General features: G+C 49.1%; 18 protein-coding genes. 15 read left to right on the top strand and 3 right to left on the bottom strand.

Translation table 11 applies throughout. From position 1 onward, the window contains the following. Window positions 1–3 precede the first annotated feature (3 nt). From P397_RS0111010 to P397_RS0110980, 7 genes are all read left to right on the top strand, one after another. Window positions 4–1731, top strand: a complete 1728-nt coding sequence (locus P397_RS0111010; RefSeq protein ID WP_028106585.1) for an IucA/IucC family protein — start codon at window positions 4–6, stop codon at window positions 1729–1731. Next, window positions 1688–3334: an IucA/IucC family protein gene (locus tag P397_RS0111005; RefSeq protein ID WP_028106584.1), complete on the top strand. Its 1647-nt coding sequence runs from the start codon at window positions 1688–1690 to the stop codon at window positions 3332–3334. The genes P397_RS0111010 and P397_RS0111005 overlap by 44 nt, the downstream gene beginning before the upstream one ends. Beyond that, window positions 3321–4529, top strand: a complete 1209-nt coding sequence (locus P397_RS0111000; RefSeq protein ID WP_028106583.1) for an AMP-binding protein — start codon at window positions 3321–3323, stop codon at window positions 4527–4529. Before P397_RS0111005 ends, P397_RS0111000 begins: the two co-directional genes overlap by 14 nt. Beyond that, window positions 4526–4780: a hypothetical protein gene (locus P397_RS17370; protein ID WP_035414176.1), complete on the top strand. Its 255-nt coding sequence runs from the start codon at window positions 4526–4528 to the stop codon at window positions 4778–4780. Before P397_RS0111000 ends, P397_RS17370 begins: the two co-directional genes overlap by 4 nt. Continuing rightward, entirely contained in the window at window positions 4780–5781 is a 1002-nt protein-coding gene (locus P397_RS0110990; RefSeq protein WP_028106582.1) for a DUF6005 family protein, read from the top strand. Before P397_RS17370 ends, P397_RS0110990 begins: the two co-directional genes overlap by 1 nt. After that, complete coding sequence (locus tag P397_RS0110985) at window positions 5726–6553, top strand: sugar phosphate isomerase/epimerase family protein (RefSeq protein ID WP_028106581.1); 828 nt, start codon at window positions 5726–5728, stop codon at window positions 6551–6553. The genes P397_RS0110990 and P397_RS0110985 overlap by 56 nt, the downstream gene beginning before the upstream one ends. A gap of 99 nt (window positions 6554–6652) precedes the next feature. Continuing rightward, complete coding sequence (locus tag P397_RS0110980) at window positions 6653–7765, top strand: glycerol dehydrogenase (RefSeq protein ID WP_028106580.1); 1113 nt, start codon at window positions 6653–6655, stop codon at window positions 7763–7765. 168 nt (window positions 7766–7933) lie between these two features. Here the strand turns inward: P397_RS0110980 and P397_RS0110975 are convergent, their stop codons facing one another. Continuing rightward, window positions 7934–8365 (bottom strand): hypothetical protein, encoded by a 432-nt coding sequence (locus tag P397_RS0110975; RefSeq protein WP_028106579.1) that lies wholly within the window; start codon window positions 8363–8365, stop codon window positions 7934–7936. A 275-nt stretch (window positions 8366–8640) separates the two neighbouring features. Here P397_RS0110975 and P397_RS0110970 point away from each other — a divergent pair, with 275 nt between their 5' ends. Further along, entirely contained in the window at window positions 8641–9765 is a 1125-nt protein-coding gene (locus tag P397_RS0110970; RefSeq protein ID WP_028106578.1) for an FAD/NAD(P)-binding protein, read from the top strand. 41 nt (window positions 9766–9806) lie between these two features. Here the strand turns inward: P397_RS0110970 and P397_RS0110965 are convergent, their stop codons facing one another. Both P397_RS0110965 and P397_RS0110960 read right to left on the bottom strand, forming a co-directional pair. Continuing rightward, the gene (locus P397_RS0110965; protein ID WP_028106577.1) at window positions 9807–10739 is read right to left on the bottom strand and encodes a peptidoglycan DD-metalloendopeptidase family protein; all 933 of its coding nucleotides are present in this window, start codon (window positions 10737–10739) and stop codon (window positions 9807–9809) included. A 385-nt stretch (window positions 10740–11124) separates the two neighbouring features. After that, window positions 11125–11859, bottom strand: coding sequence for a peptidoglycan DD-metalloendopeptidase family protein (locus P397_RS0110960; protein WP_028106576.1), 735 nt, complete (start codon window positions 11857–11859; stop codon window positions 11125–11127). Window positions 11860–12213: 354 nt separating this feature from the next. On the opposite strand from P397_RS0110960, the gene P397_RS0110955 reads away from it, so the two are divergent. From P397_RS0110955 to P397_RS0110925, 7 genes are all read left to right on the top strand, one after another. Beyond that, window positions 12214–12684, top strand: a complete 471-nt coding sequence (locus tag P397_RS0110955; protein WP_028106575.1) for an NUDIX hydrolase — start codon at window positions 12214–12216, stop codon at window positions 12682–12684. A 269-nt stretch (window positions 12685–12953) separates the two neighbouring features. Beyond that, a complete protein-coding gene (locus P397_RS0110950; RefSeq protein WP_028106574.1) occupies window positions 12954–13829 on the top strand; it encodes an SDR family oxidoreductase in 876 nt (291 codons plus the stop codon). 13 nt (window positions 13830–13842) lie between these two features. Continuing rightward, window positions 13843–14031, top strand: a complete 189-nt coding sequence (locus tag P397_RS0110945; RefSeq protein WP_028106573.1) for a hypothetical protein — start codon at window positions 13843–13845, stop codon at window positions 14029–14031. Between the two features lie 133 nt (window positions 14032–14164). Continuing rightward, window positions 14165–14455, top strand: coding sequence for a hypothetical protein (locus P397_RS0110940; protein ID WP_028106572.1), 291 nt, complete (start codon window positions 14165–14167; stop codon window positions 14453–14455). A 140-nt stretch (window positions 14456–14595) separates the two neighbouring features. Beyond that, entirely contained in the window at window positions 14596–14976 is a 381-nt protein-coding gene (locus tag P397_RS0110935) for a GntR family transcriptional regulator (RefSeq protein ID WP_026833304.1), read from the top strand. Then, window positions 14969–15649: an ATP-binding cassette domain-containing protein gene (locus tag P397_RS0110930; protein ID WP_028106571.1), complete on the top strand. Its 681-nt coding sequence runs from the start codon at window positions 14969–14971 to the stop codon at window positions 15647–15649. Before P397_RS0110935 ends, P397_RS0110930 begins: the two co-directional genes overlap by 8 nt. Continuing rightward, the gene (locus P397_RS0110925) at window positions 15646–16455 is read left to right on the top strand and encodes a hypothetical protein (protein WP_028106570.1); all 810 of its coding nucleotides are present in this window, start codon (window positions 15646–15648) and stop codon (window positions 16453–16455) included. Before P397_RS0110930 ends, P397_RS0110925 begins: the two co-directional genes overlap by 4 nt. The last annotated feature ends 9 nt before the right edge of the window (window positions 16456–16464 follow it).

Here is a 16464-nt window from a genome sequence, read left to right as displayed (position 1 = left end):
GTCATGACGACACGTACAGAACGAACCGAAGAGATTGCAACCCATGCAACGCTCCAAGCATTCGGCAACAGCTACCTCCGTGAAATCGACATGATCGAGTGGTTCATTCCAACAGACGAGGAGAACATCTGGTTCGGTGAGACGGCCTGCCGGATCGACGTCGGGACCATCTACGTCCTTGAAATCCGACGCCGTTCACGGATCGGGCGTCACGAAATCGGACGGATTTACCGGCAAACGAGCTGCGGATGGACAGAGGAAGCACCATTGACGTTCATCATTGCCTGTTGCCAACATCTGCAACGGCTTGCTCCCGGCGTAACGGATTTATTGTACCGGGTCCTCGACAGTCACCGGTGTATGTGTCACGTCATTGCGCATGAGCTGAACGAGCCGATTTGCCCGGAGACGTTTCTTGAACACGAGCAGACGGTCCGGTTCGGACATTGGTTCCATCCGACGCCGAAAAGCCGGGTCGGCATGCATGACTGGGAGCAAGTCGCGTATGCACCGGAATTCAGGAACGGGTTCCAACTCGATTATTTTGCGGTTGAGGAGTCCCTGCTGACGGAAGCCAGTGCGACGGATCAATGGATCAGTGAACAGATGCGGAAGCAACTCGGATCAGCGGTGGCACTGTCAGCGTCAGAACGCCTGTTACCCGCGCATCCTTTGCAGGCGCAACATCTTTTGTTGCAACCGTCTGTGCAACGGTTGCTCGCGACGAACCAACTCCGCCATCTCGGCCGACTGGGTCCGACGTACTTCGCGACATCGTCGATCCGGACGGTCCTGCAAGCGGATCGGTCGCACATGCTGAAGTTTTCGATTCCGGTCCAAGTCACCAATTCGCGCCGGGTCAATAAACGGCACGAACTGACTGCGGGACTCGTCATGCGGCGTCTCGCCGAACAAATTTCGTTTCCGGACGGCTTTTCGATCACTCATGATCCGGCATATGCAACGGTTCAGACCGGTGCAGACGAGTCCGGTTTTGAAGTCATCTACCGCGAAGCCCAGGATGATGCGATCAACGTTGCGGCACTCGTTCAGGAACCGCTTGATCAAGAACCGTCCGTTTTGGCATCGCTCGTCTTGAAGTCAAAGCGAACAGATCAATCCTTGTCTCAAGCGGCCCGGGACTGGTTCGAGACGTATATCGAACTGACACTCGGGACCTTGGTCGAGTTGTATGAACACTACGGGATTGCGCTCGAAGCGCACCAGCAAAATAGTCTGATCCGGTTTGAACAAGGGCGTCCTGTCAGCTACCAGTTTCGCGATAATCAAGGCTATTATCTCGCCCGTTCGAACAAAAACCAGCTAATCGAACTGGAAGCCGCACTGGCAGAAGCGCCGGAATTGTTCTACGACGAGACAACGATCAAGGAACGGTTGACGTATTACATGATCTGGAATCACTTGGCCGGTCTGATCCATCGGTTTGACCGCGACGGCTTGCTTGCGGAATCAACGATGCTCGAGTGGGTCGGAACGTGGTGCGATCAAAAAAGTCAGATCTTATCGGGACGCGGCAAGGATTGGCTCGAATATATCCGTTCACGGCCGACGTTACCGTATAAAGCGAACTTGTTGACACGGCTCCATGCGCTCGACGAACTCGAAGTCAGCGGTGAGCGGGTGATCTTCATCGAAATCGACAATCCATTACACCGGGAGGTCCGCCATGCAAACGACGAACGAACGACGTGTCTGCAAACAACTTCTTGAAGCCATCCTGTTTGAACGGATCGAACCGTTCATCGAACACTGGCGACAGGGACAGACGACGTTTCGTTTTGTCCGTCCGCCATATGAACTGACAGTCGACGGCAGACGGGGAGCGTTTGACCGCGTTTGGCTCGACATCGAGACGGTCGTCTTGACGCGGGGAAATCACGCGCAATCGCCGACGCTTGAGCACATCATGGACTGTTTTCAACTCGCGGAGCCGCTACGGTTGGAACTGCGGCAGACGGTTCAGTTTGCTGACGCGTGTCCGACATATCTCGAGCCGCGGACGCATTTGTCTTACGAACAACTGGAACAAGCCTTGATCGAAGGGCACCCGTACCATCCGTGTTTTAAGTCCCGGATTGGCTTTTCACCTGACGACCACTCGCGCTATGGACCGGAAGCAGGACAACGTTTCCGGTTGCACTTTGTAGCCCTCCCGGTATCGATCGTTCATCAACAACGCATGGATGGTGTGATGGAGCAGACGTTTGGGCACGAGACGTATCTCCGGTTGCAGGAAAAGTTAAGTGCTGCAGTCGACGTTCCGACCGGTTATCACATCCTGCCCGTCCACCCGTGGCAATGGCAACACGTCGAAGCGGACGTCCGTGCGTCCGGCGGCATCGATCTCGGGAAAGCCGGTCCCTTGTTTCAAGCGACCCAATCGATCCGGACCGTTTTTCAACCGGACGCGCCGACGGTTCCGCACATCAAGCTCCCGCTCGATTTGATGCAGACGTCCTCACGACGGACGTTCACCGTTCCGAACATTGTCGCAGCACCTGTGTTGTCCGACTGGTTGGTCGACCGGACGCAAAAACTGCCGGTGACCGTGCTCCGGGAATTCGCCAGTCAAGTCGTCGAGACGACAGACGGACGCCTGTCGGGACGAATCGGCTGTTTGTACCGGGACAATGTCTTGGCGGCTGTGTCACCGGACGAAACGGTCATCCCGTTGACGGCACTCGCCCTCCGTGAAGGGAACGAGACTCTGTTTCTGGAACCGTGGTTCAAGACCTACGGACGCGAGCGGTGGCTGAAACAGTTTCTGGCCGTCTATCTGGAACCGGTGTTCCGGCTGCTTGTTGAAGAAGGAATCGCAGTGGAGGCGCACGCCCAAAACGCTTTGTTGGTCTTGAAGGACGGTTGGCCGACACGGCTGATGTTACGGGATTTTCATGACAGCGTTGAATTTGTCCGTTCCTTTGTCAGACGTCCGGAAAAGATTCCGACGTTCGATACGCTGCATCCTTCCTTTCGTTCAACGACTAATCTGTACTACGAGATGGACCAGGTCGAAGCGTTACGCGAGCTCGTCGTCGATACGGTGTTTGTCTTTCATTTGACGGAGTTGTCGCATCAGCTGAAAGAGATACATCAGCTCGACGAGACGACCTTTTTTAACTGGACCGCCGACATACTCGCTGGACTGAATCTGCCGCCGGCTCGTCTGGCAACGTTACAACTCGATACGCCGACGATCTATACGGAGTCGCTCGTTGCGCGGAAATTTAACACGACACAGTGCCGGCATCTGGTCCGCAATCCTCTGCAATCCCAAACACCGAAAGGAAGCGAAACGCATGTTATACATTGAAGACACGTTTTATACGAAACAGATGCTGACCGATCACCCGGTCTGTCGACTCAACTGGCTCACGGATCCCGCACAGACGGTCGTTGCCGTCTGCGTCAAGGACACAGCGGCATGGATCGCGTTTTGTCTCTATATGAAACAGATGCACGGGACGGTCGTACCGCTCCATCCGGATTTGCCGGAAGCCGGGGCAAGACGTCTCGCGGAACAGGCGGGATGTGATTATTTGGTGTATGCCGACTTTCAACAGCCGATTCGTTTGACCGCGTCAACGAATCGACCGGGCGGATTGATTCAGTTCAGCTCCGGCACGACCGGCGACGCGAAAGTCATTCACCGGACGTGGGCCTCGATTGACGAGGAACTGGCAGCCTATGGTCAACGTTTTCCGTTATCAGCGACGACCGGCACCATCGTTGCTTGCCCGACGTCGCATTCATTCGGATTGATTTGCGGGGTCTTGGCGACACTTGCGCGCGGAGCGACACCGATTATCTTGGAAAACCTGTCACCGAAGCATATTTTACACGTCTGTCAGACACATCCGACTGCCATTTTGTATGCCGGACCGGGACTGGTCTATTTACTCAGCCAATTTAAGCAACGGCTGTTTGCGGTGATGATTTCCGGAATGACCGTGCCGACCGTCTGGTTTGAAGCGATCCGGGATGTAACGGATCATCTGTTGCAACAGTACGGCTGTTCGGAAATCGGCTGCATTGCCTTACATCCTGCTCCGAAATCAGCTCAAGCGATTGGTTATCCGTTGCCGCATCTGACAATCCAGACCGGCACCATCGACGAGCCGGCTGAGTTAAAGGTGAAAGCGGGAGACCAGTGGGTTGGAACCAAGGATTTAATGGGGCAGACGAGTACCGGCGAATTGCGGTTCTTCAGTCGTCTTGACGAAATGATCAATGTGTCCGGTCTGTCGGTGTATCCGGCGGATGTTGAGGATGTATTACTCCGTCATGATGCTGTCGAAGAGGCCGTCGTCTTCAAGCGGACGGACCGTCTGCAGGGGGAACGTGTTTGTGTCCAAGTCGTCAGCTCGGCGACGGAAGACGCGTTGCGGACCTATTGTCGGGAACAGCTTGCACCCCATCAATGTCCGTCGGATTGGGCGTTTGTGCCGGCCATTGAAAAGCTGCCAAACGGGAAAGTCAGTCGCGTTCGGTTGGGGGTGACGTCATGAGTCCACTCCTTGATTACACGTCATTTTGTCAGATTGTCGAAGAACAGCTGGAAGTGACTATGCAACAACCAGTGACGGGAGGCGAACGGCTTCGGGACGACCTCCAGCTGGATTCGATGCGGCTGTTGCAATTGCTCGTTCATCTAGAGCTCGAACACGGCTATGTCCTGGTTGATGAACAGCTTGCTCAACTGCCGCAGATGACGGTCGATCAGTTGCTGCAATCGTTGGCACAAAAGGAGGTCGTCTGATGATTAAAGTCCACTGTCTCGTCAGTTGTGTGTGTGAAGTGATCAAACGATCGGACGCCGACCATCGTCCGTACTACTTTGGGATCTGGGACGCTGACTTTGCATTGACGTCTGAGTTTGTCCTGTCCCACCATGCGGCGCATATCAGTCATGAAGCGATGCTCGATTGGTACCGCTTATTGTATGGAATCACCGTTCATTCCTGGTACGATCCGTCCCGCTCGAAAGCGGCGAACCTCACCGTTCTGGAACAGTTCATGAAAACAAAACGACCGGAACAATCCGTCATCGTCATGCTCGACCTCGCCCGGTTACCGGAGCGGGAGAACAAATTCCATCACGAGGTCTTTCCGCATTACGTGATGCTCGAACCGACGGATGATGAAGACAGGTGGCGGATGCTTGATCCGGACTTCCGATATGAAGGCGAATTTGATCGGACACGGATTCTTCAGGCGATCGATCAGCCGACTGTCGCCGGCGGCTTTTGGTTTGACGGGAGTCAGGTCAAACTGCCGGACACGGAAGCCGTCTCCTCGTATTTCATGAGCGGTCTCAAGCGGCACCATCCATTGACGGAAGCGGTCGAACAGGTCATCTTACACCATGCGGCGAGACCGGAAAAGTTGCCGGAGGCGTTAAAGCAACTGCCCGTCATCGCCATCCGCAAATATGCTTATGAGCATGCCTTTGCCTATTTTTATGAACGCTTGGGCATTGATTTAGTGGCGTCCGATTTTGACGACTGGTGTGACAAAATCGAGCAATTGGTCAATCAATACACGATCATTCAACACCGGGCGATCAAATACAGCATGACCCGCGATCGGGCAGATTTACAGGACATTCAACAATGGCTCGTCGCACAAACGACGCTCGAAGATGATATCAAACGGCAGCTCGTCGATTTGTTCAGCCGATTTCAACAGAAAGAAGGGGAAACGGATGCAACTCGCACTTTGTACGATCAGCTACCGGCATCATCTACGGTCATTCGATGAGTTGGTGAGGTTTGCCGCAGCAAACAAGTTTGAGGCGATGGATGTTTGGGGTGTTCATGCGAAGCATCTGCAGGAAGCAGACCTCGTCTTGTTACAAAACAGCGGAGTTCATGTCAGCATGCTCAGCCATTACCTGTCGTTTGACGCTCCGCTGTCCGTCTTGCTTGAACAACCGAAAGCCTTATCTCGCCTCGCCGAGCGGCTCGGAACCCGGCGCATCCGGATTTTTGCCGGTCACAAGGCAAGTCGAAAATTGACGGAGGCGGAACGGGCGCGACTTGTCTATCAATTAAGCGGTGTCTGTAAAGTCTTGGATCAAGCGAAGCAGTTGGTGTTGCTTGAAATCCATCCGAATACGGCGGCCGACACGATCGAGTCAACGGAACGGTTATTGCACGAGGTCAATCATCCGGCTTGCCGCGTGAACTTCGACGTCCTCCATGTCGTCGAATCCGGTGCCGATCCGGTCGCGGCTTACCGCCGGCTCGAACCAGTCATCGAACACCTTCACTTGAAGACGGTTGCACGAGCCGATCAATTCGACGTCTTTGAACCGGCAAATGTCTATGCGGCAAGCGGCTCGCGGGAAGGCATGGTGCCGTTATTTGACGGCATCGTTGATTACGATCGATTTTTTGACGAGCTTAAATCGGCACTGGTTGCAAAAACAGCGAGTCTCGAATGGTTCGGAGAAAATCCGGATGAACGATTGGTGACGGACGGACGATTGGTACGTCAACGTTTGGCACGACCGGTTCTGCAATTCACCTAATGTTCACGGCTCAAGGAGTTTAGAGGACCGGACGAAAAGGAAAGCAATAGAATGTAAGTCATTGTTGATGGTCTCGTTGAAAAAGAAAGGATGTTGAACATGTCAGAACGTGTTTTCATTAGTCCGGCAAAGTACGTCCAAGGAAAAAATGTCATTGATCGGCTCGGTACATACGTGAGCCCGATTGGTGACGTGGCCCTCGTCATCGCGGATGATGTCGTCTGGGGAATCGTCGAGGAACGTGTCCAAGCTTCATTTTCAAACGAAGGAATCAAAATCGAAAAAGCGGATTTCAGCGGAGAAGCCTCAAAGCATGAAGTCGAACGGATTGCGACGCAAGCGAAAGACGTCGGTGTTAAGTTCGTCATGGGTGTAGGCGGCGGGAAAACGCTTGATACAGCGAAAGCCGTCTCCGACGAACTCCATCTGCCGGTCGTCATCGTCCCGACCATCGCGTCGACTGATGCACCGACCAGTGCCTTATCGGTCATTTATTCTGATGAAGGAATTTTTGAGAGTTATCGTTTCTACAACAAAAATCCGGATCTTGTCCTGGTCGACACGAAGTTGATCTCGGAAGCACCGGCACGCTTCTTTGCCTCGGGCATCGCCGACGCACTGGCGACATGGGTCGAAGTGCGGAGCGTCATTGCGTTTGGCGGATCGACGATGGCCGGTGGACGCCCGACGATTGCAGCGGAAGCTATCGCGAAACGGTGTGAAGAGGTCTTGTTTGAGCACGGACGCCTCGCCTACGAGTCGGTTCAAGCGAAAGTCGTCACGCCGGCCCTCGAAGCCGTCGTCGAAGCGAACACCTTGCTGAGCGGTCTTGGTTTTGAGAGCGGGGGGCTTGCGGCAGCGCACGCCATCCATAACGGCTTCACGGCACTCGACGGGGACATCCATCACTTGACGCACGGTGAAAAGGTTGCGTTCGGGACACTTGTTCAACTGGCCCTCGAAGAACATCCGCAAGAAGAGATTGAGCGATATATTGCGTTTTATATGGATCTTGGTCTGCCGGTCACACTCGAAGACGTTAAATTAAAAGATGCGTCACGCGAAGACATCCTTAAAGTCGGACAGGCGGCGACGGCAGACGGGGAGACGATCCACAGCGGATTTGATGTCACTGCTGATGAAGTGGCGGACGCAATCATTGCAGCAGACCGTTATTCGAAAGCCTATCAAGCGAAACGGGCTAAATCTTAAAACGGTCCAGTCTGATTCAGGAGTAGCTTTGAAATCAGTAATTGCCCTTCCTTTCCACAGGAGTCGAGGGGATATATGTTTCCGTCCGATATCAATCAAATGGCCGATGATCCTTTTAATAGGTTCATCGGCCATTTCAATCTGAAATCATCACTTTTCATAATCCTTCTACTCGCTTTTCGCGATATTGTTTATGACCATCGGATCACTATAAGAAAGAATATAAAATTCTTGGTCGTGCGTCCTAATGACAAATAAATTCAATTCACCACGTTCTGTGTAGATTTCCTTTGTTTTCATATGTTTCTCAGCAAAATCACCAAAAACCGACTTTTTTAGTTTTACTACAGGATGGGGATTTCTGAGTCCTTCTTCAAGGATTCCATGCTCTTGAAGAGTCCCCATGAATACAGCATACTTTTCAAAACGCATCAAAAAATAGTCGCGCGAAGGATCGTTTATTAAAAGATTTGTTACATTCTCAGATCCATAAAAGTACATATCGATCGCGTAATGGTCATTCCCTTTCAATGCCATCGTATCCAATTCCAATTCGTATTCTTCGACGTTGAGTAAAAAATCAAGGTCTATGTTGTTCAATAAACACCCTCCTATCGAATTTAGAAAATTCATACAATTTAGTCTTCTTTTGTATTATCATACTTGAATTCCTTCCTCTAGGCTACGATTAGAGAGGGAGGAGTCCTAAGTGATTCAACTTCACGATCAAAAATAGATCAGGGTAATCCTGTCGTGATGGTTGTCGCAGTTTAAGCATTTTACCGGCGAGGAGGGGTTGAATTGTTGAGCAAAAATCGTTACAGTTATTAAAGCGTAATGATTACGATTTAATAACTGTAACGGAGGATTTAGAGATGAACCAACCATACGAATGGCTTATCATCGGTGGAGGAGTCCACGGGATGACCGTATTCCATGCTTTACTTGAACGTGGCGTCAAACAAAAAAACATCGCCATCATCGATCGACATGCGATGCCGTTAGCGAACTGGCAACGACAGACGGCACGAATTGAGATGCCTTATCTGCGTTCGACACGTGTGCACCATACATCGACAAATCCAACGAGCTTGCGCCGATTTGCCGATGAACAAGAGTATACGTCTCAAGCCTTTAAAGATACATATGGTCGTCCTTCACTGGAACTGTTCAACGACCATGCGATACAGTTGGCAAAACAAAATGGGGCTGATGAGAGCTGGTTTCAAGAGGACGTATCAGGATTAAGCAAATCAGGAGAGTACTGGCAGATCAAGACGTCAAACCGGACCTTTCAAGCGAAGCGGGTCGTCTTGGCTTTAGGGCAGTCGGAACGTCTTCATCTCCCGGACTGGGCGGATGCTACGCAACATGTCTTCGAAGAACGTGAAGAAACACCACCTGTTCTTGTCATCGGGGGAGGAATCAGCGCCATTCATTATACAATCCGTTGTGCCAAAAAGTTTCCGGGACAAGTAACGTTGATTACGAAACGTTCGCTGGAGCAAAGTGCCTTTGACGCGGATCGGAAATTCATGGGACCTAAAGGACTGACCTCATTCAAATCGCTGTCACTGCGTGAACGGAGACAGCTGATTGCAGCTGAACGGAAACCGGGGACCGCACCACAGGAATTGATCCAGCGGATGCGTCATCTCATTCGAAGCGGTCACGTCATTCATCAAATCGGTGAGGTCAAGCAACAGACGACTGGTGGTGTGATGCTGACGGACGGAACGGATCTGAAAGGGAAGACCATCGTGTGTGCGACCGGAATTCGACCGTTGACGATTCAAGGTTCCTGGCTCGAAAGCGTCCAACGACAGTTTGACTTGCCATTATCTCCGTGCGGAACTCCCGTCTTGAATGAGGAGACGTTTGAGTGGGGGGAAGGACTCTATGCGACAGGAAGTCTTGCCGATTTAACGGTGGGTCCGTTCGCACGATCCATCTACGGTGGACAGGTCGCAGCAAGAGCGATTGTAACAGCGGTGTTATGAATCTAAAAAAGGACCTGAGCGGAAGCGTCAGGTCCTTTGGCTTATAAATAGTTGAGGGGATTGACACTGCTTGCGGCAGATGTCGCACTGTAGACGTATGTCCCGCGGTGAAGTTCGAAGTGAAGGTGCGTACCGAACGCGTTACCTGTTGCGCCGACCGTTCCAAGAACTTGACCTTTAGAGACCGATTGTCCGACGGAAACCGAACGGCTGTTCAAGTGGGCATAGAGACTCGTGAACGAGGCACCGTCAATCGTATGTTTGACCATGATGTAATTGCCGTATGCGCCTTTATATTGCGATGTGATGACTTTACCGGCCGCTGTCGCATAGACCGGTGTGCCTTTCGGTGCGCCGTAATCGATGCCGTTATGGAATGTGTAACCATACACACCACTGGCTTTTCCATATCCTTGTGTAATCGGACCGCTCGTCGGCGTAATGAAATCGTTGGACGCTTTTGTAGCACCGCCGGACGACTTCGTTAAACTGGTGACAGTGTACTTTTTGACATAGTCGGCGTGAACAAACCGTTTGTCCCCGTTGTATAAAAACTTGATCCAGTCACCCGTCCGGCCGAGATAACGGAACGTTTGCCCACTGTTGACGGTTCCGACCTGTTGGCTGCTCGTCGAAGAACTGCTGCGAACACGTAAGTTATCGACCATGACCTTGATTTTGTAGGAAGTCGTGACGGAATACTTTTTGACATATGTAGAAGAGACGTATACTTTTTTCGAACCGTAGAGAATTTTTGTCCAGTTCCCCGTACGTCCTAAATATTTATACGTATCTCCTTTATCGAGACCTGTGATGACACCGTATGTCGTTGCTGGACCGGTCCGTGCACGAAGCCCGTCTTCCATGACTTTGACTTTATAAAACGTTGCGGCATCTGCTTTTGGAACAGCATATGTAGAAAATCCGGCGACGGCGATGGCTGAGACCGTCAGCGTAGTAAATAATTTCTTCAATTCAGTAAATCCTCCTTTAAATCTGTAGGGCTGCGATCAGTGTGTTCTATGTAATATCACTATAGGAATTTCTTAGATGAGTGTACCATTTGTCAAAATGTTTAAATATTACAATATTATTTCTATAGTGTTTCATAATTTTATATTTTATTGATTCAAAAATGATTATTTACTTTAAATGGTAAAATAATCCTCTTTTGAAATGAAGGTGAAAAAGGGGTCTGGAGCTGACGAGAGTTGATTTTTCGTTAAAAGAGAACAGAAATGTTTGTTTCATTATGGTATGCTGAATTTCCCAATAACTAGGATGAGTTTATTTCAAACGATCTATTTTAAAAAAGGTTTAAAAAAACGGACACCCGATATCGAGTGTCCGACGTTGTGCTTATAAGACGTTAAGCGGGTTGATGCTGTTTGCAGCCGAAGAGCCACTGTAGACGTAACCACCACGGTGAAGTTCAAAGTGAAGGTGTGAACCCGTTGAGTTTCCGGTGCTGCCGACGTTTCCGATTTTTGTACCTTTTGCAATCGATTGACCGGCGTAGACCGAGCGACTGCTGAGGTGGGCATAGACACTTGTGTACGTAAGACCGTTCACTTTATGTGTCATCATGACATAGTTGCCGTATGCACCTTGGTAGCCGGACTTGATTACTTTACCGGAAGCAGTTGCACGGACCGTTGTCCCTGTCGCTGCTGCGATATCGATGCCGTTATGGAACGTGTATCCGTAGCGGCCGCTTGCACTTCCGTATCCTTGTGAGATGGATCCGCTCGTCGGACGCAGGAAGCCTGTTGAGAACGATGCTTTTTTAGCTGTTGCCTTTTTCCCTGTGCTGTAACGTTTTACATAACCTGAGTAAACATAGCGTTTCTTGCCGCCGTACGAAATTTTAGTCCAGTTGCCTGTTTTGCCGTAATACTTAAACGTTTGACCAGCGTTGACGCCAGCGACGATTTTGTAGTTAGTCGAAGGGCCTGTCCGGACACGTAATCCGTCTGCCATGATCTTTACTTTATAAGAAGAAGAACTAGCAGCTTCAACTTTACCTGTACCCGTACTTGCGAATCCCGAAACGACGAGTGCGCTCATTGTTACTGTTGTCAAAATACGTTTCATGTTGTAATTCCTCCTGATGTTGAAAAAAGTGACGGTTGATGAAAGTGGATGACAGATCACGGTCTGTCTGTTGGATATGACGTATATGTGTAGGCTGTATATGAATACTGCGTTGTAGTGGTGAATTGAATAAACCGAGTATAGCATCGGATGTTTTGAAAATAACATTTCAGTTTGATTTCTGAATTATACTCAAATAAGTTATATTGTAATCTTTTGTTTGGGATAATTCTGAAATGCAGGCATACCAGTCTATTCGTTTGTAACAAAAAACGTGTATCTTGAAATATTCAGGAATATGGGAAAATGTGAAAAAGTATGGGTCGATAGCAAAAAAATAAGGAGTGAAAAACGATGGATATCAATTTCAGAGTGGAGAACCAACGATTTAACCACCGTGCAGCTGCTGTGATCATTAAGGACGGGCATCTGTTGATTCATCGAAATGTCCGGGATGATTTTTGGGCATTGCCGGGTGGACGGATTCGTTTGATGGAGCCCGGGGAAGCGGCGGTCATCCGCGAAATCAAAGAAGAGTTGGGTCTTGCGGCAGAGGTCAGCCGTTTTCTATCGGTTCACGAAAACTTTTTTACATACGATGAAGTTTCTTTCCATGAAGTCGGCTTTTATTATGAAGTCACCGTGTTGGATGAGATGACGGTAACGTCCGAAGAATTTTTTGGGGTGGAAGGACAAGAATTAGTTTACCGGTTTATTCCGCTGGAGGAGTTATCGACGGTCACCCTCTATCCCGTTCAGTTGCAGACGATGCTTGAAGCAGGGAAGTGGGATCGGTTATTCCGGGACAATGAGAAAACGTCTTAATAGAAAGAAGAGTTGGCGCACATTATAGCGTCAACTCTTCTTTTGGTTTCCGAGATCATGTGATGCTCTGCATCCGATCGTCAGTCATTTGCAGTGGAGGTCTAGATTAAATCTATTAATTCTTCTGCAGCGATAAAAATAACTTGAAGGTTCAACAAATACTTTACTTGAACAAAAAAATGATTTTTTTTACTGACGACGTTTATTGATATATGGCAAGGGAATGTTAATGAAGGTAGTCATTAAATATTGAAAAGGGGTTGGGTCATATGCGCGAGGAAGAATTAGAGCAGATGCATCAACAAGCACGGGGACAAACACAGGATCAGCAACCGGGAATCGAAGCCGAAATGAATCCTGAACCGGTGTACGACGATCCGGAATATGTGGGATCAGGTAAGCTGAAAGGTAAAGTGGCGTTGATAACGGGCGGAGACAGCGGCATTGGGCGTGCCGTCGCGATTGCCTATGCCAAAGAGGGCGCAAACGTCGCCATCGTGTACTTAAATGAGGGACGGGATGCAGAAAAAACGAAACAATTGATTGAAGGGTATGGTGTCAAGGCACTGGCGTTTGCGAAAGATGTCAGTCAACCGGAGAACGCCCAACCGATCATTGATCAGGTCATTCAAGAGTTTGGTCAATTGAATATTCTGGTCAACAATGCCGGAAAACAGTTCCCGCAAGACGATTTCCTGGCAATCACACCGGATCAGTTAAAAGAGACGTTCGAAACGAATCTCTTTTCGATGTTCTATCTGACGCAGGCTGCGTTACCTCATTTGAACAAGGAAGATTCGATCATCAATACGTCATCCGTCACGGCGTATCGCGGGGCACCATCACTGATCGATTACTCGGCAACCAAAGGGGCAATCACGACGTTGACGCGTTCGCTGGCATCAAACTTGATTGAAAAGGGGATTCGCGTCAATGCCGTCGCACCGGGTCCGATCTGGACGCCGCTCATCCCGGCAACGTTCACAAAAGAAAAGGTGGAAGCACACGGGGAAGACACACCGATGAAACGCCGCGGGCAACCGTCTGAAAACGCACCGGCATATGTCTACCTGGCGTCACGCGACTCAAGTTACGTCACCGGTCAAACGATTCATATCAACGGCGGCGACTACATCACATCATAAGGGGGAAATAATCATGAAGAAAAATCCGAATGAAGTCCCAGAACACGAACCGAATCAACAACCGGACGAGATTCCGACGACACCTCCGTCGGAGATTCCGGAGACGCCGCAGGAAGATCCGATCCGTCAACCGGAGCCGGACACGTTCCCGGAACCAACGGAAATTCCGGATACACCGCAAGAAGATCCAACACCCTACTAAACAAGACAGGCTGATTCTGGACATCGTTCAGAGTCAGTTTTTTTGTTGCGAATTTTTTTCTAATTTTCAAATAATTTGGGAACCCTTACATTATCTTGAACGTAAAATAAGATATCAAAAGGGGGAATTACTCATGGACATTCTGTTAGCATTTTTAGCACTAGGGGCGGGGTTTTGGTTTTTCTACAGTTACTTACTCGGATTTCGAAACAAAAACATCACGATGACGTTTGATGATCGGTTTTACACGTTGGATGAACACGTCAAAGCGATTGAACATAAACTCAAACAAGACGGAAAACTTGTCGAATATTTAGGGAACCGTCGCTTTTTAGTAAACGGGAAACGGTATGTGTTCGTTGAGCGAACTGTTCCGATGTCAGGCATTCCAGTCCAACAAACCATTTTAGAATTTCAAAAATAAGATTACTCATGCCGCCTCCCTTCGGAGTGCGGTATTTTTTTGGAAATGGATTGACAGTCAACTGTACTACGCGTATGATACAGAAAGAAAGTGTATTACTGTTTTAATACAGTGAACGGGAAAGGGAGGTCAAGACCACGATGCAATTTGACCAAAGAAGCCCGGTGTATCTTCAAGTCGTCCGATGGTTCAAGGAACAAATCGCGACGGAAGAACTCAAATGCGGGCAGGAAATTCCATCGCGCCGGGAAATCGCTGCGCAACTCGGAATTAATCCGAATACGGCACAAAAAGCGTACAAAGAAATGGAGGATCAGCAATTGATTACGACAGAACGAAACGTACCGAGTAAAATCACGATGGATCAAGAAATTGTCAAAAAAGTCCGGACGGAGATGCTGGATGAAGCAGTTGCGCAATTCATCGAGGCGGTCCAAGCGATTCAGATTCCATTAGGCGAAGTCGTCACGAAGGTCGAGACGATGTATCAGTCAACGGAACGGAGGAAGATCGATGCTTGAAGTCCATGGTTTGAAAAAACGATACGGTCGGAAAAAATCGATTCTTGAAGGTGTCTCGTTTTCGGTTCGTCCGGACAGCATCACCTGTCTGATCGGCTTAAACGGCGAAGGAAAATCGACAATCTTAAAAGCGATCATGGGTCTTGTCCCGGTCGATGCCGGAACAGTTTTGGTGGACGGAGAAGTCTCACGCGAAAAAATCGCCTTTGTTCCGGATCTGCAGACGATGCCCGGTTACATGACGATTGGTGACGCTCTGACGTATATGGGTGATTATTATCCGGACTGGAATTCGAAGGTCGCCGAAGAATTGATGGGTCTGTTCAAGTTATTGACGACCGACAAAATCTTGGAACTGTCGAAAGGGAATCAGGCGAAGTTTAGTCTGGTACTCGGTTTTGCACTGGATCGGCAGTATTTGTTGCTCGACGAACCATTTGCCGGAATTGATTTATTTACAAAGGAACAGATTGCCTGGATCTTTTCGAGTCATTATATGGAAGGACGCGGCATTTTGATGACGACACACGAAATCATTGAAATCGAACATCTGATTGACCGGGTCGTCTTTTTACAGGATGGTCGGATCATTGATGAACACGATACAGAAGAGATGCGCGAAGTATACGGAAAATCGGTCCAGGACCGGATGCGGGAGGTCTATCAACGATGAAACAATATCTGATGTTAACAAACGAAGAGTTAAAGCGAAGTTGGAAAATGATTGTCTCGGTCATCCTCGCGATGGCGAGTATTGAAATCCTGACCATCGTCGGACGGGTTATTTACCACGAACGGCAAGTAAAGGAGTATATGAGTTACGCCAAATTATCTGAAAGCGATGCAATTGAAACGATTGGAGAGTTATCGTTTCAACAGGCAAGTTCATATTTCAGCTATGTCATTATGATTGGAATCGTTCTCGTCATTTTGTATGCCATTCAGATTTGGTACCGGGATTGGTTAGGTGAATCCAAGTACATATACCGTTTACTGCTGTTACCAGGCAGCCGGGCGAAAATCTTTTTTGCCAAATGGACATCACTGGCTCTCGTGATTATCAGTTTTATCGGATTACAGTGGGTGGTCATCCAACTCAGTTATGTCATATTCAACTGGCTGATTAAAGACGATTACCGTGCGTCATCTTTTAATATGTCGATGGCATTAAAACAGCTATATACGATGAACGTAGTAGATTTGTTGCTCATCGTCCTTGTATCACTGTTTGTCGTCAGTTTCTTGTTTATGCTCGTTCTACTGGAGCGGTCTTACCGAAAAGCGAAAGGCTTGATCTTTATCATTCTTGAAGTCGCTTTTCTACTCCTGATTACGGTAGGCAACATGTATGTGATTGAAAAGCTGGATATCTTTTTATCGCAAGAAATATCAGCAATCATGGTGGCAATCTTTGTGCTGTACTTTGTCTATACGATTTGGAAAAGCCTGCGTTTATTAAAATGGAAGATTTCGGTCTGAGGAGGACGT

Source organism: Exiguobacterium undae DSM 14481, from assembly GCF_000620805.1.
In the GTDB taxonomy this organism is placed as follows: domain Bacteria; phylum Bacillota; class Bacilli; order Exiguobacteriales; family Exiguobacteriaceae; genus Exiguobacterium_A; species Exiguobacterium_A undae.
This window is presented reverse-complemented; position numbering and strand designations above follow the sequence as displayed.